At 63.5% G+C, this 20,908-nt stretch carries 17 protein-coding genes; 10 read left to right on the top strand and 7 right to left on the bottom strand.

Going from position 1 to position 20,908, the window contains the following annotated elements; all coding sequences use genetic code 11:
* Positions 1-23 precede the first annotated feature (23 nt).
* A complete protein-coding gene (locus tag K3F44_RS10855; RefSeq protein WP_101320893.1) occupies positions 24-644 on the top strand; it encodes a TetR/AcrR family transcriptional regulator in 621 nt (206 codons plus the stop codon).
* A 52-nt stretch (positions 645-696) separates the two neighbouring features.
* On the opposite strand, the gene preA is transcribed toward K3F44_RS10855, so the two are convergent.
* From preA to hydA, 3 genes are all read right to left on the bottom strand, one after another.
* Positions 697-1,971: an NAD-dependent dihydropyrimidine dehydrogenase subunit PreA gene (preA, locus tag K3F44_RS10850; RefSeq protein WP_220634010.1), complete on the bottom strand. Its 1,275-nt coding sequence runs from the start codon at positions 1,969-1,971 to the stop codon at positions 697-699.
* Positions 1,972-3,339: an NAD(P)-dependent oxidoreductase gene (locus K3F44_RS10845; RefSeq protein WP_220634009.1), complete on the bottom strand. Its 1,368-nt coding sequence runs from the start codon at positions 3,337-3,339 to the stop codon at positions 1,972-1,974.
* A 131-nt stretch (positions 3,340-3,470) separates the two neighbouring features.
* Entirely contained in the window at positions 3,471-4,910 is a 1,440-nt protein-coding gene (hydA, locus tag K3F44_RS10840) for a dihydropyrimidinase (RefSeq protein WP_220634008.1), read from the bottom strand.
* A gap of 599 nt (positions 4,911-5,509) precedes the next feature.
* On the opposite strand from hydA, the gene K3F44_RS10835 reads away from it, so the two are divergent.
* Entirely contained in the window at positions 5,510-7,000 is a 1,491-nt protein-coding gene (locus tag K3F44_RS10835) for an NCS1 family nucleobase:cation symporter-1 (protein WP_220634007.1), read from the top strand.
* A 50-nt stretch (positions 7,001-7,050) separates the two neighbouring features.
* Positions 7,051-8,334: a Zn-dependent hydrolase gene (locus K3F44_RS10830; RefSeq protein WP_220634006.1), complete on the top strand. Its 1,284-nt coding sequence runs from the start codon at positions 7,051-7,053 to the stop codon at positions 8,332-8,334.
* 43 nt (positions 8,335-8,377) lie between these two features.
* Here K3F44_RS10830 and K3F44_RS10825 read toward each other — a convergent pair whose 3' ends face one another.
* Positions 8,378-8,683, bottom strand: coding sequence for an NIPSNAP family protein (locus K3F44_RS10825; protein WP_101320879.1), 306 nt, complete (start codon positions 8,681-8,683; stop codon positions 8,378-8,380).
* 152 nt (positions 8,684-8,835) lie between these two features.
* On the opposite strand from K3F44_RS10825, the gene K3F44_RS10820 reads away from it, so the two are divergent.
* Entirely contained in the window at positions 8,836-11,196 is a 2,361-nt protein-coding gene (locus K3F44_RS10820) for an FdhF/YdeP family oxidoreductase (RefSeq protein WP_220634005.1), read from the top strand.
* A gap of 135 nt (positions 11,197-11,331) precedes the next feature.
* The gene (locus tag K3F44_RS10815) at positions 11,332-11,973 is read left to right on the top strand and encodes a LysE family translocator (protein ID WP_220634004.1); all 642 of its coding nucleotides are present in this window, start codon (positions 11,332-11,334) and stop codon (positions 11,971-11,973) included.
* Between the two features lie 10 nt (positions 11,974-11,983).
* On the opposite strand, the gene nhaB is transcribed toward K3F44_RS10815, so the two are convergent.
* Positions 11,984-13,486, bottom strand: coding sequence for a sodium/proton antiporter NhaB (gene nhaB / locus K3F44_RS10810; protein ID WP_220634003.1), 1,503 nt, complete (start codon positions 13,484-13,486; stop codon positions 11,984-11,986).
* A gap of 217 nt (positions 13,487-13,703) precedes the next feature.
* On the opposite strand from nhaB, the gene K3F44_RS10805 reads away from it, so the two are divergent.
* Both K3F44_RS10805 and nudC read left to right on the top strand, forming a co-directional pair.
* Complete coding sequence (locus K3F44_RS10805; RefSeq protein WP_101320871.1) at positions 13,704-14,516, top strand: crotonase/enoyl-CoA hydratase family protein; 813 nt, start codon at positions 13,704-13,706, stop codon at positions 14,514-14,516.
* A gap of 35 nt (positions 14,517-14,551) precedes the next feature.
* Positions 14,552-15,382 carry an NAD(+) diphosphatase gene (gene nudC, locus K3F44_RS10800; RefSeq protein ID WP_150569890.1) on the top strand — a complete coding sequence of 277 codons (831 nt, stop codon included), beginning with the start codon at positions 14,552-14,554 and terminating at the stop codon, positions 15,380-15,382.
* On the opposite strand, the gene K3F44_RS10795 is transcribed toward nudC, so the two are convergent.
* Positions 15,350-16,129: a TSUP family transporter gene (locus K3F44_RS10795; RefSeq protein ID WP_101320867.1), complete on the bottom strand. Its 780-nt coding sequence runs from the start codon at positions 16,127-16,129 to the stop codon at positions 15,350-15,352. The genes nudC and K3F44_RS10795 overlap by 33 nt on opposite strands.
* 106 nt (positions 16,130-16,235) lie before the next feature.
* A complete protein-coding gene (locus K3F44_RS10790; RefSeq protein ID WP_220634002.1) occupies positions 16,236-17,576 on the bottom strand; it encodes a glutamine synthetase family protein in 1,341 nt (446 codons plus the stop codon).
* A gap of 136 nt (positions 17,577-17,712) precedes the next feature.
* Between K3F44_RS10790 and K3F44_RS10785 the strand changes: the two genes are divergently transcribed.
* The 3 genes from K3F44_RS10785 to K3F44_RS10775 all read left to right on the top strand — a co-directional run bounded on the left by K3F44_RS10785 (position 17,713) and on the right by K3F44_RS10775 (position 20,903).
* Positions 17,713-18,600: a LysR substrate-binding domain-containing protein gene (locus K3F44_RS10785; RefSeq protein WP_101320864.1), complete on the top strand. Its 888-nt coding sequence runs from the start codon at positions 17,713-17,715 to the stop codon at positions 18,598-18,600.
* Positions 18,601-18,696: 96 nt separating this feature from the next.
* The gene (gene aguA / locus K3F44_RS10780) at positions 18,697-19,806 is read left to right on the top strand and encodes an agmatine deiminase (protein ID WP_220634001.1); all 1,110 of its coding nucleotides are present in this window, start codon (positions 18,697-18,699) and stop codon (positions 19,804-19,806) included.
* Positions 19,806-20,903, top strand: coding sequence for an extracellular solute-binding protein (locus K3F44_RS10775; protein ID WP_220634000.1), 1,098 nt, complete (start codon positions 19,806-19,808; stop codon positions 20,901-20,903). The genes aguA and K3F44_RS10775 overlap by 1 nt, the downstream gene beginning before the upstream one ends.
* Positions 20,904-20,908 lie beyond the last annotated feature (5 nt).

The raw sequence follows: 20,908 nt of genomic DNA, 5'->3' as shown, positions 1-20,908 counted from the left end.
GTTTCAGTCGTTTTGGACAGGCCATGGCCAACCACAAGATCGAGATCCGCCGCCGTAACGTCGAAAAGATTCTGCACGCTGCCGAAAAGGTTTTCGCCGAGAAGGGCTTCGGTGCGACGTCGATGGGTGATATCGCCGAGCAGGCCGAGCTGCCGCGGTCCAACCTGCATTACTACTTCAACACCAAAGACGACCTGTACCGCGCCGTGCTGCAGGACCTGCTCGAGGTTTGGAAGCAGGACGCCCTGTGCTTCGAGCGTTTCGACGACCCGCGGGTGGTGCTGACCAGTTACATCCGGGCCAAGATGAGCCACTCGCGCTCGCGCTCGCTGGGCTCAAAGATCTGGGCTGAAGAGATGCTTCACGGCGCGCCGCTGCTCGGCACCAGTCTGGACGAAAGCCTGGTGCCGTGGGCGCAGTTGAAGGAGAACAAGATCCGTCGCTGGGTCGAAGAAGGGCAGATTCTGCCGGTCGAGCCGTCTGCCTTGCTGTACATGATCTGGGCCGCCACCCAGCACTACGCCGACTTCGGCTATCAGGTGACGTTGCTCAACGGTGGTGAGCCGCTGTCGGACATGGCCTTTGAGCGCGCCATCCAGACCGTAACCGGGGTGATCCTGCGCGGGATCGGCCTGGAGCCCTGAAACAGCTGCGCCGGGCTTGAGCCCGGCGCACTGTATAGCCGCTGTTCAGCCCTCAGCTGGCTTCGCGGTAGGGGTTGCGCGGGTCCTGGGTCCAGTTCAGATAAGGCTTGCCGGTGTCCTGCGGGACCATCTCGATACAGTTCTCGACCGGGCAGGTGATCTGGCACAGGTTACAGCCCACACACTCCTGATCGATCACGCTGTAGATGTGCGTGCCATCCGCCTTGACCGTGCTGTCGATGGCCTGGTGCGAGGTGTCTTCGCAGGCAATATGGCAGCGGCCACAACCGATGCAGGCATCCTGATCGATCTTGGCGATGACCTGATAGTTGATGTCCAGGTACTTCCAGTCAGTCGTGTGCGCCACCGCCTGACCGCGGAACGCTTCCAGGCTTTGATGGCCATGCTGATCCATCCAGCGCGACAAGCCGTCCTGCATGTCCTCGACAATCCGAAAACCATGCAGCATCGCCGCCGTGCACACCTGTACTGCGCCACTGCCCAGGGCGATGAACTCGGCAGCATCACGCCAGTTGCCAATGCCACCGATGCCGCAGATCGGCAAGCCGCGGGTCTGCGGATCGCGTGCAATTTCCGCAACCATGTTCAGCGCGATCGGCTTGACCGCCGAGCCGCAGTAGCCGCCGTGGGTGCTCTGATCGCCAACGATAGGGTGGGCGACCATGCGGTCCAGATCGACGCTGGTGATCGAGTTGATGGTGTTGATCAGCGACACCGCATCGGCGCCTCCGCGATGGGCCGCGCGGGCCGACTGGCGGATGTCGGTGATGTTCGGCGTCAGCTTGACGATCACCGGCAGCGAGCAGTAGGTCTTGCACCAGCGGGTGACCATCTCGACGTATTCGGGCACCTGGCCGACGGCCGCGCCCATGCCGCGCTCGGGCATGCCGTGGGGGCAGCCGAAGTTGAGCTCGATGCCGTCGGCACCGGTAGCTTCGACCCGCGGCAGGATGAACTTCCACGACTCCTCTTCACAGGGCACCATCAGCGACACGATCAGCGCGCGATCCGGCCAGTCCTTCTTCACCTGGGTGATCTCGCGCAGGTTGATCTCCAGGGAGCGGTCGGTGATCAGTTCGATATTGTTGATGCCCTGCACCAGCCGGTTGGCGCCGAAGTGCGCCGAGTAGCGCGACGACACGTTGACTGCGGCCGGGTCTTCGCCGAGGGTTTTCCAGACCACACCGCCCCAGCCAGCCTCGAACGCGCGGACCACGTTGTAGGCCTTGTCGGTGGGTGGTGCGGAGGCTAGCCAGAACGGGTTGGGCGCCTTGATGCCAGCGAATACGATGGACAGATCGGCCATTTATGCGGCCTCCACATTGAGCATGAGTTGGGCATGGATGGCTTCAGCGGCCAGTTTGCCGTGTTGCACTGCCTGTACCGTGAGGTCCTGGCCGAGCGCCGTGCAGTCACCGCCGGCATACACGCCGGGTAGGCTGGTGCGCAGGCACTGGTCGACGCGAATGCGCTCGCCGTCGCGGGCCAGTTGCGCCGCCAGTGGGTCGCTCAGGCTGGCGTCGTCGAAGCATTGGCCGATGGCCTTGAAGATGGCATCGGCAGCCAGCTCGAAGCTTTCGCCGGTGTCGCGCAGGCGACCGTCGGCCATCTCGGTACGTATGAAGCGCATGCCACGCACGCGGCCCATGTTATCCAGCAACACCGCATCGGGGCGCGCCCAGGTGTGCAAGCGGACCTGGTTGGCCTTGGCGATATCCTGTTCATGCTCGGTGGCGCCCATGTCGGCATGGCCGCGGCGATACACCAGGTTGACGTCGCGAGCGCCGAGGCGGCTCATCTGCACGGCCATATCGATCGCCGTGTTGCCCGCGCCGATCACCAGGCAGCGCTCTGCCAGCGGCAGTTGGCTGAGATCATCAGCCTGGCGCAGCTCGCGGATGTACTCGGTGGCTGCAAGCAGGCCTGGCGCCTCTTCGTCCCCCAGACCCAGCTGGCGCACAGCATTCAGGCCCACTCCGAGGAACACCGAATCGTATTGCTGATGCAGCTCGGTGAGGCTGAGGTTGGCGCCCAGGCGCTGGCCATGGCGAATCTCGATGCCGCCGATGCCGAGCAAGAAATCAACCTCGCGCTGGGCGTAGTCGTCCACCAGCTTGTAGCGGGCGATGCCGTATTCATTCAGGCCACCGGCCTTCTCTTGTGCTTCGTAGACCACCACGTCATGCCCGTGCATGGCCAGCCGGTGCGCGCACGACAGCCCGGCAGGGCCGGCGCCGACCACGGCAATGCGCTTGCCGCTGGCAGGTGAGCGCTTGAACGGGTGTTCACTGAAATTGGCATTGTCTACTGCGTAGCGTTGCAGCAAGCCGATCAGGACCGGTGCGCATTCCTGGGCGTTGTTGCGCACGCAGGCTTGCTGGCAGAGGATCTCGGTCGGACAGACCCGCGCGCAGCTGCCGCCGAGGATGTTCGCCGAGAGGATCTTCTCGGCGGCACCCTGCAGGTTATCGTCGCTGATTCGGTGGATGAACGACGGGATGTCGATATCGCTGGGGCATGCGTTGATGCACGGGGCATCGAAGCAGTACAGGCAGCGGGCGCTTTCCACGGCAGCCTGGCGGGCGGTGAGGGGTGGGGCGAGATCGCCGAAGTTATCGGCCAGTTGTTCGGCGCCGGCACGCGGGCGCGGCAAGTGCTTCAGGGCATCGATCACGGTTGGAGCCTCTCTCTTTTTTTTGTCGGTACAGGCGGCGGTTACTCGCCTGGCCGGTCTGGGTTGATGGCAGACAACAGCAATACGGCTGCGCCCGGCCTCTCCCGGGCCGGTGCGCCTTGCAGGCTGAATCAGCGCTCGACGGGCGTGGGGCGCTGGTGCTCGGCGCGGCGGCTGAGCACTTCGAATACCGAGGGGTAGGCGGGCCGTTCCAGGTAGCGCCCGGCGCCGGCTTCGGCGCGCAGGTCACCGTCAGCCCAGACCAGTCGGCCCTGGCTGATGGTGTGGCTAGGGATACCGCGCACGGTGCGGCCTTCGAAGATATTGAAGTCGACCCGTTGATGGTGGGTCTTGGCCGAAATCGTCCGTGTGCCTTGCGGGTCCCACAGCACCAGGTCGGCATCGGCGCCGACGCGAATCGCGCCCTTGCGCGGGAACAGGTTGAAGATCTTCGCGGTGTTGGTCGAGGTCAGCGCAACAAACTCGTGCATTGACAACCGGCCACTGTTTACGCCGGCGTCCCAGAGCACGGCCATGCGGTCTTCGATGCCGGCGGTGCCGTTGGGGATACGACTGAAGTCATTGCGCCCGGCGCCTTTCTGGTCGGCGCAGAAGCAGCAGTGATCGGTTGCAGTGGTGTGCAGGTTGCCCGATTGCAAACCGCGCCACAGCGCCTCCTGGTGCTCGCGCGGGCGGAACGGCGGGCTCATCACATAGCCGGCGGCTGTGGACCAGTCCGGGTGGCGATAGACGCTGTCGTCGATCAGCAGGTGGCCGGGCAGCACTTCGCCGTAGACCGGCTGGCCCTTGGCCCGGGCGTAGGTGATTTCGTCGAGTGCTTCGCGGGTCGAGACGTGCACCAGATACACCGGCGTACCCAGCGTCTCGGCGATGCGGATGGCACGGCTGGCGGCTTCACCTTCTACCTGCGGCGGGCGTGACAGCGGGTGTGCCTCGGGGCCGGTCATGCCCTGGGCCAGCAGCTTTTGCTGAAGGTGATAGACCAGCTCGCCGTTTTCGGCATGCACGGTCGGCACCGCGCCCAGTTGCAGGCAGCGCTCGAAGCTGGCGACCAGGGTGTCGTCGGCTGCCATGATCGCGTTCTTGTAAGCCATGAAGTGTTTGAAGCTGTTGACCCCATGCTTGGCCACCAACTCGCCCATCTCTTCGGCAACCTGTTCGCTCCACCAGGTGATGGCGACATGAAAACCATAGTCACTGGCCGACTTCTCGGCCCAGCCGCGCCAGGCATGAAAAGCCTCGAGCAGCGACTGCTGCGGGTTGGGGATGACGAAGTCGATGATCGAGGTGGTGCCACCGGCCAGACCTGCAGCGGTGCCGGTGAAAAAGTCATCGCTGGCCACGGTGCCCATGAACGGCAATTGCATATGGGTGTGCGGGTCAATGCCACCAGGCATCAGGTACTGGCCACTGCCATCGAGGATCTCGCAGCCGGCGGGTACATCGAGGTTTTGCCCAATGGCCTGAATACGGCCATCGACACACAGGACATCGGCGGGGTAGCTCTCTTCGTGGGTGACCACGGTGGCACCACGGATCATCAGGGACATGCCGTCTTCCTCGCAGGCTGACCGGTCTTGGCCGGTTCTTGAAATTATCGTGCTGCCAGTAGCTGGAGGATATTTTCAATCCTGTCAGACCTGACAAGAATGAAATCTAGTTGTTGATCTACTATTGTTCAAGAAATATTTTTATAAGCATATGTTGTTATTAAGCGTCTGATTTATAAGGATAAAAATCAAAATTCACCAAAATGGTGAGGCGCCTCACCATTTTGACGCACTTGACAAGATGCCAATTTGGTCAAGATTTCTCATGCGAAATCAGATGTTTAAATCCGGCGATACACAGGCACGCCAAAGTGAAAATAAATTGCCTGCACCAGTTTGAAACCCGCTGCCGTGAATAGACTTTGACGTTCACCGGCCGCCACCACCGAGGGCAACACCGAACAATGACTTGAATGCTTTGCACAACAGCACGTTACCTGCGGCCGGCGGCGGCAAGCGAGACAGCCTTTGGCCGACTCGGCACGTTTATTGAGTGCGCCCGCAGCCAGGCCGGGCCGCAGGTGCAGTACTGCTGGTGGTACTCCGGCCATCGCATTAGCCCGATGAGCAAACAATTAGAAAAACCTGGAGAAGGCCCCATGCAACAGAGCAGATCGCAAGTGATCGAAAAGGACGGCTTGTGCGAGTTGTCCGAAGGCTCCGACGTCCTCGACAGCCCGCGCTACAACCACGACATGGCACCGACCAAGGTGCACCAGCGCACCTGGAACAAGTGGCACATCACCGCGCTGTGGGTGGGCATGTCCATCTGCGTGCCGACCTACACCCTGGGCGGTGTGCTCACGGCGTATTTCGGCCTGAGTGTGGGCGAGGCGCTGCTGGCGATCCTGCTGGCCAACCTGATCGTGTTGATCCCACTGACCCTGAATGCCTTCCCCGGCACCAAGTACGGCATCCCGTTCCCGGTGCTGCTGCGTTCGTCATTCGGCATCATCGGCTCGAACGTGCCGTGCCTGATCCGGGCGGTGGTGGCCTGTGGCTGGTTTGGTATCCAGACCATGTTCGGCGGCCTGGCCATCCACCTGTTTCTCAGCTCGATCTTCGATGGCTGGAAGGCCCTGGCCGGCACCGGTGAGGTGATCGGCTTCATGATCTTCTGGGTGCTCAACCTGTGGGTGGTGCTGCGCGGGGCGGAGTCGATCAAGTGGCTGGAGACGCTCTCGGCGCCGCTGCTGGTGGCGGTCGGTTTTGGCCTGCTGTTCTGGGCCTTGCCGCATATGTCGATGACCGAACTGCTGGCGCAGCCGCCAAAACGCCCGGAAGGCGCCAGCGTGGTCAGTTACTTCTGCGCCGGGCTGACGGCGATGGTCGGCTTCTGGGCGACCTTGTCGCTGAACATCCCCGACTTCAGCCGCTACGCCAGGAGCCAGAAAGACCAGATTCTCGGGCAGATTTTCGGCCTGCCGCTGACCATGTTCCTGTTCGCTTCACTGGGCGTGGTGCTGACCGCGGCCTCGGCGTCGCTGGTGGGTGAAACCATATCCGACCCGGTCAGCCTGATCGGCCGCATCCAGAGCCCAGGCTGGGTCGCGCTGGCCATGGCCTTGATCGTGATTGCCACCTTGTCGACCAATACTGCGGCCAACATCGTCTCGCCGACCAACGACTTTCAGAACATCGCCCCGCGCCTGATCGGGCGCACCCGCGCAGTGCTGCTGACCGGTGTCATCGGCCTGCTGCTGATGGGCCACGAGTTGCTGAAGAAACTGGGCTGGATCGTCTCCGACCTGAGCCTTGAGAGCGTGTACTCCAACTGGCTGCTGGGCTATTCGAGCCTGCTCGGGCCGATCGCCGGGATCATGGTGGTGGACTACTTCCTGATCCGCCGCCAGCAACTGGACCTGGCCGGGCTGTACCGCGATGACGTCTATCCAGCCTGGAACTGGGCCGGTTTTGTGGCCTTTGCCCTGCCAGTGGCGCTGACGGTGATGTCGATCGGCAACAGCAGCTTCAGCTGGTTCTACGACTACGGCTGGTTCACCGGTTCGCTGCTGGGTGCGGCGCTGTACTACGTGCTCGGCCCGCTGGCCGCACGCAGCCCGGTGCGCCTGGCCAAGCCGTTGCCATGAAGCCGCACGCACAACCACGCAGCCACTCATTTGCCTGAGGAGATATGCCCATGACCCCTGCCAAGGATGTCCTGCAATCCAGCCACAGCCACGTCGACAGCCAGCGCTTGTGGCAATCATTGATGGAATTGGCGCGCCTCGGTGCCACGGCCAAGGGCGGCGTCTGTCGGCTGGCCCTGACCGACCTCGACCGCCAGGCGCGCGACCTGTTCGTGCAGTGGTGCGAGGCCGCTGGCTGCAGTGTCAGCATCGATGCGGTCGGCAATATCTTTGCCCGCCGGCCCGGGCGTAATCCTGCGCTGGCTCCGGTGATGACCGGCAGCCATATCGACACTCAACCCACTGGCGGCAAGTTCGACGGCTGCTTCGGTGTCATGGCCGGGCTCGAGGTGATCCGCACCCTGAACGACCTCGGCGTGGAAACCGAAGCACCGCTGGAAGTGGTGGTGTGGACCAACGAAGAGGGCTCCCGCTTTGCGCCGTGCATGATGGGTTCCGGGGTGTTCGCCGGCAAGTTCACCCTGGAAGAGACGCTGGCCAAGACCGATGCGCAAGGCGTCAGCGTCGGCGAGGCGTTGAACGGGATCGGCTACGCCGGCCCGCGCGCGGTGCTCGGCCATCCGGTGGGCGCGTATTTCGAGGCGCATATCGAGCAGGGGCCGATCCTTGAGGATCAGGCCAAGACCATTGGCGTGGTGCTCGGCGCGCTTGGCCAGAAGTGGTTCGACCTGACCCTGCGCGGGGTCGAGGCGCATGCCGGGCCGACGCCGATGCACCTGCGCAAGGACGCTCTGGTCGGCGCGGCGGCGGTGGTCGAAGCGGTCAACCGCACCGCGCACAGCCATCAACCACATGCCTGCGGTACGGTCGGCTGCCTGCAGGCGTATCCCGGCTCACGCAACGTGATCCCCGGCGAAGTACGCATGACACTGGATTTCCGTCACCTTGAAGCTGATCGGTTGCAAGCGATGATCGCCGAAGTGCAAGCGGTGATCGAGGCGACCTGTGCCAAACATGGGCTGAGTTTCGAGCTGACGCCGACTGCGGATTTCCCTGCGCTGTACTTCGACAAGACCTGTGTCGCGGCCGTCCGCAGTGCTGCAGGTGCGCTGGGGCTGTCGCACATGGATATCGTCAGCGGGGCAGGGCATGACGCGATCTTTCTCGCTGAGCTGGGGCCGGCCGGGATGATCTTTGTGCCATGCGAAAACGGCATCAGCCACAACGAAATCGAGAACGCCACGCCGGAAGATCTGGGCGCTGGTTGCGCGGTGTTGTTGCGCGCGATGCTGGCGGCCTCGGAAGCGATTGCCAGCGGGCGCCTGGCGGCCTAGCGGGGCACATGTGCAAGGGGCAGCAGACGCTGCCCTGATGCACTTACTCGAACACGGGGCGCATGAAGCTGCGCTCGTAGCTGAGGATAAAGCGCTGTTCGGTTGCCAGGGCAAATGCGGCCTGGCACTCAGGGTCGCTCTCCGAGTCCTTGCGGTACTGCTCGTAGGCGGCAAGGCTGGGGAAGCTGAACTGGCAGTAAGCGATATTGCTCGCGCCCTCGGCGGGCAGCAGATAACCGTGATGGGTGCCGCCCATGCGATTGACCAGGCCGATCCATAGCCGCGCGTAGGCCTCGAATGCAGGTATCTGATAGGGGTCGATAACGTATTTCAGGTGGCAGGTGATCACAGCTTCAATCCTTTGCGTGAGGGAACTCGGCCGCCCACAGTAGCCGGATCGACCGTTGGCGTCGACCCGCCGCAACCGCCCTGAACTTTAGCCCTCAGTCTCGCCTCGTAATATCTAGACAAATCCTCTGATCCAGCCAACCGAGGCACGCCATGTCGTCGCTTATTCATCCGCACGCCCGCTTCAAGCCCTATCACTCGGCGGCGGGAGGTTGGGGGTCGGCGCACTCAGTGATGACCATCCTCTGGCGTGAGCAAGCCTTGGCCAAGTCACCCAAGGCGCTGTTCAAGCAGAACAAACCGGACGGCTTTGCCTGCGTCAGTTGCGCCTGGGCCAAACCGGGTAATCCGCATGCGCTGGAGTTCTGTGAAAACGGCGCCAAGGCTACCGCCTGGGAGCTGACTTCGTTACGCACCAAACCTGAGTTCTTCGCACGGCATACCCTCAGCGAACTGCGCAGCTGGAGTGACCACGACCTTGAACAGCATGGGCGCCTGACCGAGCCGCTGCGCTATGACCGTGCCAGTGATCGCTATCTGCCGGTGAGCTGGGAGCAGGCCTACCGTGAAATCGGCCAGACCCTGCGCAGGCTGTCGCCCGAGCAAGTGGTGTTCTATGCCTCGGGGCGGGCTTCGCTGGAAGCCTCGTTCATGTACCAGCTGTTTGCCCGTGCCTACGGCAGCAACAACCTGCCGGACAGCTCCAACATGTGCCACGAGAGCACCTCGGTTGGCTTGCAGGAGAGCATTGGCGTGCCGGTCGGCACCGTTACTCTGGAAGACTTCGAGCAGACCGACTGCATCTTCTTCTTCGGCCAGAACGTCGGCAGCAACAGCCCACGCATGCTTCACCCCCTACAGCACGCGCGCAGGCGCGGGGTGCCGATCATCACCTTCAACCCGCTGCGCGAGCGCGGCCTGGAGCGCTTCGTCAACCCGCAGTCACCGCGCGAGATGCTTGGCCCAGACTCTACGGTGATCAGCAGCCAGTATCATCAAGTGGCCATCGGCGGCGATCTGGCGGCGGTGCTTGGCATCAGCAAGACGCTGCTGGAGATGGACCGCGTGGCACATGTCGAGGGCCGGCCGGCGGTGCTCGATCATGCCTTCATCGCCGAACATACCGAGGGATTTGCCAGCTTTGTCGAACAGGTCGACAGCTACAGCTGGGCTACGCTCGAGCAGCGCTCGGGGCTGGCCCGCGCAGCGATGGAAGCCGCCGCCACGGTGTATGCCCGCAGTGAGCGGGTGATGCTGGTGTTCGGCATGGGCATGACCCAGCATCGTCATGGCGTGGCCAACGTGCAGATGCTGGTCAACCTGTTGCTGCTACGCGGCAACATCGGCAAGCCCGGCGCCGGTGTGTGCCCGGTGCGTGGCCATTCCAACGTGCAGGGCCAGCGCACGGTAGGGATCACCGAAGACCCGGCCAAAGTGCCGGTGGACAAGATTGAAGCGCTGTTCGCCTTCAAGGTGCCCGAGCAGATGGGGCTGGCTACCGTGGATACCTGTGAGGGCATCCTCGCGGGCTCGGTGAAAGCCTTCATCGGTCTGGGCGGTAACTTCCTCCGGGCTATCCCGGACACCTCGCGAATGGAGCCGGCCTGGGCCAACCTTCAGTTGAACGTGCAGGTCGCCACCAAGCTCAACCGCACCCACTTGCTGCCGGGGCGCGATGGCTGGTTGCTGCCGTGTCTGGGGCGTATCGAGATCGACCGCCAGGACGGTGTGGCGCAAAGCTACAGCACCGAAGACAGTACCGGCTGCCTGCATGGCTGGCGCGGCACCGCGGAGCCGGCCAGCGAGCACTTGCGCGCCGAAGTAGCGATCATTGCCGGTCTGGCCGAAGCGACCCTGACCGCGGGGCAGGCGAACATCCCCTGGGACGCCTGGCGCCGTGACTACGCGCTGGTACGCGAGGCGATCGCAGCGGTGTATCCGCAGATCTTCCACGACATGGAAACCCGCATGTGGCAGCGCGGTGGTTTCCATCGGCCGCTGCCGGCCTGCGAGCGCCAGTGGCACACCGAATCGGGCAAGGCGCAGTTCGTCACGGCCGGGCGCCTGGATGAGGATGATGACGTGTCCGTCAGCCCTGAGCGGCGTGATGTACTGCAGTTGATGACGCTGCGCAGCAACGATCAGTTCAACACCACCATCTATGGCTACGATGACCGCTTTCGCGGCGTGCATGGCACTCGCAGCGTGGTGTTCATGAACCACAGCGACGTCACTCGGCTGGGTTTTGCCCCGGGCGACTGGGTCAACCTGCGCACCGCCGTCGAGCCTGATGTGCGCCGCGAAGTCGGGCCGATGCAGATCATCGCCTACGACATCCCCGCAGGTTGCGCGGCGGCGTATTACCCCGAGTGCAACGCATTGATCCCGCTGTGGCATCACGCCGAACGCAGCAAAGTGCCGGCGGCCAAGTCGGTGCCGGTGACGCTGCATCCTGGGCAGCCTTCGGCGCAGGATCTGCAGCGCGCACTACCCAAGGGCGAGCAGATTGCTTGAATGCTGCGAGGGCTCTGTATGGCCTGATTCAGGGTCATCTGTAACTTATGCGGGGTGAGTGAGTGCTTTAGCATCGGAGCCTCTTGTGCACAGTCAAGCGCTGCAGCACCTCACTTGCTTATCGGGTTACACGCCATGGACAGCCACTCGCTACTTGCCTACACCCTGGTCGCCGCGATCGCCATTGCCAGCCCAGGGCCGGCCTCGTTGATGGCGATCAACAACAGTATTCTGTACGGCGCACGTTCGGCGGTCTGGTCATCGCTGGGCAATGTCAGCGGGCTGTTCTGCCTGTCGGCTGCGGCGATGCTCGGCTTGGGCGCGCTGCTGGCCAGCTCGGAAGTGCTGTTCAACGCGGTGAAGATTCTCGGTGCAGCCTACCTGTTCTATCTCGGCGGCAAGCAGCTGCTGAAGAAGAATCCGATGCTGGCGGAGGCGGGCGCAGCACCGGTGAAGGTGCTCAGGCCGACGCGGCTGAAACTATACAAGTCGGCGTTTCTGACCGCAGCCACCAACCCCAAGGCGACCATGTTTTTCACCGCCTTGTTTCCCCAGTTCATCGATCAGGGCGCGGCATTGCTGCCGCAGTTCTTGATCCTGACCGCGATCTTCATGGCGTTGTCGCTGCTGTCGCTGGCGGTCTACGCCAGCCTCGCAGCACGGGCCAAAGGCGTGCTGACCCGGCCGCAGTTTGCTCGCTGGGTCAGCCGGGTGGTGGGCACTACCTTCATCGGCTTTGGCGCTGCGATCCTGGCCATGCGGCGGCAGAGCGCCTGAACACTGCCGGTTACAACCAGTAGGTCACCGCATACCAGCCCAGGCCGCCCATGACCACGGTGTAGGGCAGCGCCATCCACACCATGCGCCCGTACGACAGGCGCACCAGCGGCGCGATCGCCGAGGTCAGCAGAAACAGAAACGCTGCCTGGCCATTGGGCGTGGCCACGCTGGGCAGGTTGGTACCGGTATTGATCGCCACCGCCAGGGTCTCGAAGTGCTCGCGGCTCATGCGTCCGTCGATGAACGCCTGCTTCACTTCGGTGATGTAGATGGTGGCAACGAATACGTTATCGCTGATTGCCGAGAGCAAGCCGTTGGCCAGATAGAGCATGCCCGGTTGTTGCTCGGGCGGCAGGGCCAACACCGCTGCGATCAACGGGCTGAACAGCTGCTGCTGGTGGATCACCGCCACTACCGCAAAAAACACCACCAGTAGCGCGGTGAATGGCATGGCGTCCTGGAAGGCACGGCCCAGACGGTGCTCATCGGTAATACCGGTGAAGGCCGTGATCAGCACGATCACCATCAGGCCGATCAAGCCGACTTCGGCAATGTGCAGGCCCAGGCAGACAATCAACAGCAGCGCCGCCAGCCCTTGCACCCACAGTGCCAGGCGCTGGGCCGGCGTGCGTGCGGCATCGTCCTCGGCCGCGTGGGCGGCCAGCACCTGGCGCACGCGCGTCGGCATCAGGGTGCCGTAGCCGAACAGGCGTAGCTTTTCCAGCACGACGCAGGTCAGCAGGCCGGCACCCAGCACCGGCAGCGATACCGGCGCGACCTTGAAGAAGAAGTCAGCGAAGTGCCACCCCAGCTCATGCCCGATCAGCAGGTTCTGCGGCTCGCCGACCAGCGTGCAGACGCCGCCCAGCGCAGTGCCGACAGCGCCGTGCATGAGCAGGCTACGCAGAAAGGTGCGGAACTGGTCAAGGTCTTCGCGGTGCAGCTGGGCGACCTGCTGGTCGCTGCCCAACTCCGAGTCTTCACGTGGATTGGCACCGGAAGCGACCCGGTGATACACCGCATAAAAGCCGACTGCGGCACTGATAATCACTGCCGTTACCGTCAGTGCATCGAGAAACGCCGAGAGGAACGCTGACAGTACGCAGAACAGCAGCGCCAGCACGGTCTTGCTGTGCACCCCGAGCAGGATCTTCGAAAACAGGAACAGCAGCAGTTCCTTCATGAAGTGAATGCCGGCGACCATGAACATCAGCAGCAGAATCACCGGGAAGTTGTGCAGTAGTTCGTCGTACAGCGCCTGGGCGGTGGTCAGCTTGAGCAACAACGCCTCGATCAGCAGCAGCCCGCCTGGCATCAGCGGGTAGCACTTGAGTGCCATGCCTAAGGTGAAGATGAACTGGATCACCAGCAGCCAGCCCGTCGCTACCGGGCCTAGAGTGGCCAGCACCAGCGGGTTGAGCAACAGGAACAGGCAGATGACCACCTTGTACCAGCGCGGCGACTGGCCAAGAAACGAATGGGCGAGGGTGCTCGGCAGGGAGCGTTCCATGAATTTGTATCCTTATGATTCTGCAGTCGCGCACGGTGCCGCAAAGCACGCTCATTGCGCAACTGTAGGAGCGGCCTTGTGTCGCGAAAGGGCTGCAAAGCAGCCCCGTACGTCCTCAAACCAGGCGCAGTATTCAGAATCCAGCAGACCTTAAGCAGATGACCAACAGGTGCGCTATAGTCCGGCGCAGACCCCATTTGCCACCAGAGTGCCACCGATGACCGACTACACCGCGTTCACAGTCGAACTGACCGAAAACATCGCTCACGTGCAGATCAACCGCCCGGAAAAAATCAACGCGATGAACGCGGCGTTCTGGCAGGAAATCATCGAGATCTTCCAGTGGATCGATGACACCGATGCGGTCCGCGCAGTGGTCATCAGCGGCGCCGGCAAGCACTTCTCGTCCGGCATCGACTTGATGATGCTGGCCTCGCTGGCCAACCAGCTGGGCAAGGACGTCGGCCGCAATGCGCGCTTGCTACGCAAGACCATCCTCAACATGCAGGCGTCGTTCACCGCCGTCGACAACTGCCGCAAACCGGTGCTGGCAGCGATCCAGGGCTACTGCCTGGGCGGCGCCATCGACCTGATCTCGGCCTGTGACATGCGTTATTGCAGCAGCGACGCGCAGTTTTCGATCAAGGAAATCGACATGGGCATGGCCGCCGACGTCGGCACCCTGCAGCGCCTGCCGCGGATCATCGCTGATGGCGTGATGCGCGAAATGGCCTACACCGGGCGCCATGTCGAGGCGCAGGAGGCGCACCAGATCGGCCTGGTCAACCGGGTTTACCCCGATCACGCGGCGCTGCTCGACGGAGTCTTTGCCATTGCCCGTGAAATTGCGGGAAAATCCCCCATTGCCGTGGCCGGCAGCAAGCAGATGCTCAATTACATGCGCGAGCACAGTATCGCCGATGGCCTTGAGTACATTGCGACCTGGAACGCCGCCATGCTGCAGTCCGAAGACTTGCGGGTCGCCGTCGCGGCTCACATGAGCAAACAGAAACCGACGTTCGCCGACTGACCGAGGCGGTGGACGCGCTTGAAGGAAAGCCCACCATGTCAGCACGCTGGACTAGCGCAGTACTCGACCCCAATGTCGCCGGAGGGCTGGCCGTGGCCCGCGGCCCGGACGGGTTTCTGCTGGACGATAACGGCGTGCTGTTCCCGCGTGAATGGCTCAAGCGCCAGGACCTGGACATCCTCTGCGAGCACGGCATCGGTCACTTCGACGGTGAGCCGGTGTTCCTGCTGGAGCTGCGTAGCACCGCTGATGTGAGCGGTTGCGGTTGGCGTGGCCTGCGCCAGTTCATGCTCGAAGGCGACTTCGATATCTACAAGCTGCTTGGCTACGCGGCGCAGATCGGCACCTGGGCGCGTGAGCATCGCTTTTGCGGCAGCTGCGGCCAGGCCATGACCCAGATCCACTGGGAGCGGGCCATGCACTGTGCCCGCTGCGACCTGCGCAGCTACCCGCGCATTTCGCCCAGCATGATCGTGCTGGTCACCCGCGGCGACGAGATTCTGCTGGCGCGCTCACCGCGCTTTGTCACTGGCGTGTACAGCACCCTGGCCGGGTTTGCCGAGCCGGGCGAGTCGGCTGAGGACTGCCTGGTGCGTGAAGTGCGTGAAGAGGTGGCGGTAGAGGTGAAGAACATCCAGTACGTCGGCAGCCAGTGCTGGCCGTTCCCGCACTCGATGATGCTCGGTTTTCACGCCGAGTACGCCGGTGGCGAGATCGTCATGCAGCCGGACGAGATCGAGGATGCGCAGTGGTTCAACGTGCATGCCCTGCCGCCACTGCCGGCCGGGCGTTCGATTGCCCGGCACTTGATCGATCTGTATGTGGCGCGCCGCTTAGGCCTGGCCGAACCAGTGCTGCCAGGCTAGGCGCACGGTCAGCGCCAGGACCACAGTGATGAATACCGGGCGGATGAACTTGCTGCCGCCGCTGATTGCCGTGCGTGCGCCAAAGAACGCCCCGACCATCACCGCCAGGCCCATGGCCAGGCCCACGATATAGTCGACCTGACCAGAGGCGATGAACACCGTCAGCGCCGCCGCGTTGCTGACGAAGTTCATGCTCCGCGCCACACCACTGGCGCGGACCAGATCGATCGGATACAGCAGCAGCGTGCTGACTGTCCAGAACGCACCGGTGCCTGGCCCGGCGACGCCATCGTAGAAGCCCAGGGTGAAGCCCTGAGGCAACTGCCAGGTTTTCTTGATCGGCGCATCGGCGTCCAGCGGCGCCTTTGGCGTGCCACCGAACAACAGGTAGATGCCACAGGCAAACACCACCACCGGCAGCATCTTGTTCAGCCACTCCGCCGGCAGGTAATGGGCGATCACCGCGCCGAGCAGGGCACCTACCAGGGTGCCGAACAGCGCCGGACGCCACTGCGCCGGGTGGAACAGCTTGCGCCGGTAGTAGGTGAAGCCGGCGGTGGCCGAGCCGAAGGTCGAGCTGAGTTTGTTGGTGCCCAGCACCAGATGCGGCGGCATGCCCGCGGTCAGCAGCGCAGGGGTAGTCAACAGACCACCGCCGCCGGCAATGGCGTCGATAAAGCCGGCAACAAAGGCAACCAGAGTCAGGATCAGCAGCGTCAGCGGTTCAACGGAGAGTTCGAAAGGCATGAGGATTCGGGCTTAGCGGCAGTGCGCGGCAAAAGGCCGCGGCAAAGGCTGCCATGGTAAACGCCAGCGTCGGGTGTGGCCAGTATCGAGGCGGTTTTGCCGCCCGCTACAAGAACCAGTGATACTCGCGTGCGCTGACTTCATCCATGAAGGCCAGGTGGTCCTGGCGTTTGTTTTCGCAGTACACCTTCACGAACTCCTCACCGAGCCCGGCACTGACCGCAGGATGCGCTTGCATCGCGGCCACCGCGCTAAGCATGTCCTTGGGAAAGTCGATGCCGCTGGTGCGATCATCATTGAGCGGGGCAATCGGCTCTTGTCGGGCCGCCAGGCCTTGCTCCATGCCACAGAGGATTGCCGCCAGCACCAGGTACGGATTGGCGTCGGCGCCGGCCAGGCGGTGCTCGATGCGCAGGTTGCGTGAGTCCGACTCGGGGATGCGAATGCACGCGTCACGATCTTCAAAGCCCCAGCTGGCGCGGCTGGCGGCGTTGACCATGGCGCCATAGCGGCGAAACGCATTGTGGTTGCCGGCAAAGATCGGCATGCACTGCGGCAGCAGCGCCAGGCAGCCGGCCACGGCATGGCGCAACGGCCGCTGCTGGTCGGCGGCGAGCACGTTGTTGCCGCTGCCGTCGTAGAGGCTGACATGCACGTGCATGCCACTGCCGGGTGCCTGCAGGTAGGGCTTGCTCATGAAGCTGGCGCGCAGGCCGTGCTTGCGCGCCACACCGCGGCTGCTGCGGCAGAACAGGGCGGCCCAGTCGGCGGCGCGCAGGCCGTCGTCGCAGTGGCCGAAGTTGATCTCGAACTGACCCGGGCCGAGTTCTGCGGTGATGACGTTGGCATCGACGCCTTGGGCGTTGGCGGTTTCGACCATGTCGTGCAGTACTTCGCAGAAGCGCGACAACCGCTCGATATGCAGGTTGGGCTGGTCATCGCGATCGCCACTGACCGGGTCGCGGGGAAACTGCGGCAGGCCGTCCTGCAGCGCGCGGTCGAACAGGTAAAACTCCAGCTCGAATGCAACCACCGGGCGAATGCCCCGCGCCTGCAGACGCTGCAGCACCCGGGCGAGGACCTCGCGCGGCTCGAACTCTATGGGCGCATCGGTGCCGTCGGAGCTGATCAGCATCTGCCCGAGTGGCTGCTTTTCCCAGCTGACCGGCTTGAGCGTACCGGGGATCAGCCGGCGCAGTGCATCCGGGTCGCCATCGTTGAAGCAGTAATCGCCAATCGGGAACAAGCCACCCTGGGCACCGAGCAGCACGCAGTTCTGCGGCAGCTTCAGCGGGCTGCCGGCGGCGAGCTTTTCGAGCATGTCGATGGGGTAGCGTTTACCGTAGAAATGCCCGGGGATGTCCAGGCTGATCAGGTCAACATAGCGCACTTCGGGGTGTTGGCTGCGAAACGCGCGGACTTCGTCCAGCAGGGTAGTGGGGGTCATTGCGAGCTCTAGACGGCGCTGTGATTCAGCCTGAAAAATCTAGCAGCTGGTGCTGGTTTCGCCAGCAAGCTTGTATTTATTGCAACGCCTGGCTGATGCTGGCTATGCCCATCAGCCGCCTGTCAGGACTTCAATCATGCGCCGTCTGCCCTCGCTGACCGCCTTGCGCACGTTCGAGTGCGCCGCCCGCCATGGCCATTTCGGCCGGGCCGCCGCCGAGCTGTGCGTCACCGACAGCGCAGTCAGCCACCAGATTCGCCAGTTAGAAGCACAGCTGGGCGTGGCGTTGTTCGAGCGGGTCGGCCGCCAGGTGCGCCCGAGTGCTGAAGCCGAGCGCCTGCTGCAGCAGTTGCAACAGGCCTTCGAGTTGATCGGCAAGGCCTGTGACGAGCTGCGTGACCCGGCTTCGCAGGCAGTGCTGCGGGTTGCGGTTACGGCAGAGCTGGCGCAGAAATGGCTGATCAATCGCCTGGCTGACTTCAGCAGCCGCTACCCGCACATCACCCTGCATCTACTCGAACAGCCGATCAATGCCGGGGCGCCAGCGCTGGACGTTGACCTGGCGATCACCTACGGCACCAGCGCGCTGGACGCCAGCACGCACTTCGTGCGGCCGTTGCCGCTGCTGCAGTTCTTTCCAGTGTGCAGCCCCGGCCTGTTCAACCAGAGCGCCATGAAGCGCCCGCGCGACCTGTTGCGCCACTGTCTGTTGCACGACGATCAGGACGGCAAGACCTGGACCTCGTGGCTGGCCACCCACGCCGAAGACGGCCAGCCCAACCGCCAGCTGTACTTCCCCCATGCGGCGTTGGCGCTGGAGGCGGCGCTGCTCGGCCAGGGCGTAGCCATGGGCGACAACCTGACCTGCCAGGCCGACCTGCAAAGTGGCCGACTGGTGCGCCCGTTCAGTGCCAGTGTGACCGCGCAGGGGCAGTACGCGCTGGTCTGCGAACGCTTGCGCCTGGAGCGCGGCGCAGTGGGCGACTTCGTTGACTGGTTCATCGAACAGATCAGCGAACCGTGAATTCAATTCACCAATCGCTGAGTTTTCATCGTTGGATGTGCGCCCGCTGGCGGCGTAGCTTCGGCTCATCCCACTCAGTCACGACGAGGTTGACCCATGGCACGTTCGCTCAGCACTACCCCCAAGGCCGATGGTTTCCGCTTGCCCGGCGAGTTCGAAGCCAAGGCCGGCTGCTGGCTCGGTTGGCCGGAGCGGCCGGACGTGTGGCGCAATGGTGCCAAACCGGCGCAGCAGGTGTGGGTCGAGATCGTCAAGGCGATTGCCAGCAGCGAGCCGGTCACTGTGTGTGCCTCCGCCGCGCAATACGCCAATGCCCGACGCCTGCTACCGGAGGCGGTGCGGGTAGTGGAGATGACTTGCAACGACACCTGGTTTCGCGACAGCGGACCGTGCTTCGTGGTCAACGATGACAGCGGCGAGGTACGCGGCGTCGACTTCGAATTCAACGCCTATGGCGGCCTCGACGGTGGGCTCTACTACCCATGGGACAAGGACGACCAGATCGCTCGCAAGGTCCTCGAGATCGAAAACCTGGACCGCTACCGCGCGCCGTTGATCGCAGAACTCGGCGGCATCCAGAGTGACGGCCAAGGCAGCCTGCTGACCACCGAGCAATGCCTGCTCAACCGCAATCGCAACGCTCATCTGGGCAAAACAGAAGTGACCCGGCGCCTGCAGGATTACCTTGGTGCCGAGCAGGTGATCTGGCTGCCACGTGGCTGCAAGTTCGATGAAACCGACGGCCATGTCGACGACCTGGCCTGCTTTGTACGGCCCGGCGAGGTGGTGCTGCAATGGACCGACAACCGCGATGACCCGCAGTGGGAGATCTACCAGGAAGCCTACGACATCCTGCGCAGCACCCGCGACAGCCGCGGCCGTGAGCTCAAGGTGCACAAGCTGCCCCAACCCGATGTGCTGCAGTGGACCGCTGCCGAAGCCGCCGGGCTGGATCAGGTCGACGGCACGCATGTGCGCGAAGCCGGCACGCGGATCTGTGCGTCTTACATCAACTACTACGCCGGCAACTCGGCCATCGTCGTGCCGTTGTTCGGCGACCGCAATGACAGCGTGGCCCAGGCGACCCTGGCAGAGCTGTTCCCGGGCAAGCGCATCATCGGCATCGAAAACTCGCGCGAGATTCTGCTCGGCGGCGGCAACGTTGCCTGCATCACCATGCCGCAATACGCCGGAGGGCCTCGCTGATGAAAGCCTCTGTGCTGGCAATTGGGTTGGCGCTGGCCGGCAGCGCGGCGGCGGGGTACGCCGCCGATGCGGCGCAGCCCACCGTCAACCTGTACATCTGGGGCGAGTATTTGGCGCCAGACACGCTGAGCAATTTCGAGAAGGAAACCGGCATCCGCGTGGTCGCCGACCACTTCGATTCGCTGGAAACCGCCGAAACCAAACTGCTGACCGGGCGCAGCGGCTATGACTTGGTGCTCAGCGCCGGTCAGCACCTGAGCCGGGCCATTGCCAGCGGCGCGTTGCAGCCGCTGGATAAAAGCCGGCTGCCCCATCTGCAGGGTGTGGGCGAGGAGTTTCGTCAGCACATGGCCGTGTTCGACCCCGGCAACCGCTATGCCGGGACCTACGCCTGGGGCACCACCGGGGTCGGCTTTCAGCAGCAGGCCGTGACCGCACGCCTGAGCGATGCGCCGCTGGACAGCTGGGCGATGCTGTTCGACCCGGCGGTGGTAGCGAAATTTGCCGATTGCGGGGTGAGCCTGCTCAATGACCCCAACGAAGTGTTTGCCGCAGTGATGCGCTACATGGGCCTGGACATCAATCAGCAGCGCCTCGAGGACCTCAAGCTGGCCGAGGCACACCTGCGCAAGATCCGCCCGTACATCCGCTACTTCGACAATGATCGCAACATCAACGACCTGGCCAACGGCGAGACCTGCGTGGCGATGTCGTGGAACGGCAACGTGGCTATCGCCCAAGGCCAGGCGCAGCAGGCGGGCAAAACCTACAGCCTCGATTACCGAATCCCCAAGGAGGGCACGTTGATCTGGCTCGACGCGCTGGTGGTGCCCAAGGACGCACCGCACCCGCAGGCGGCCTGGGCCTTGATGGACTACCTGATGCGCCCCGAGGTGATCGCACCGATCACCGACACCATTCACTACGCCAATGCGATCAGTGCCGCCGACAACCTGGTCGATGCGCAGATCCGCAACGCCCCCGGCACCTATCCGCCGGCCGAGGTGCGCGCGCGGTTGTACAGCAAGAACGACAATGGCAAGCAATTCAACCGCGAACTGACCCGAGCCTTCAGCCGACTCAAGAGCGGCACCTGAGGCCA

The organism is Pseudomonas sp. S07E 245, from assembly GCF_019599025.1.
In the GTDB taxonomy this organism is placed as follows: domain Bacteria; phylum Pseudomonadota; class Gammaproteobacteria; order Pseudomonadales; family Pseudomonadaceae; genus Aquipseudomonas; species Aquipseudomonas shirazensis.
This window is presented reverse-complemented; position numbering and strand designations above follow the sequence as displayed.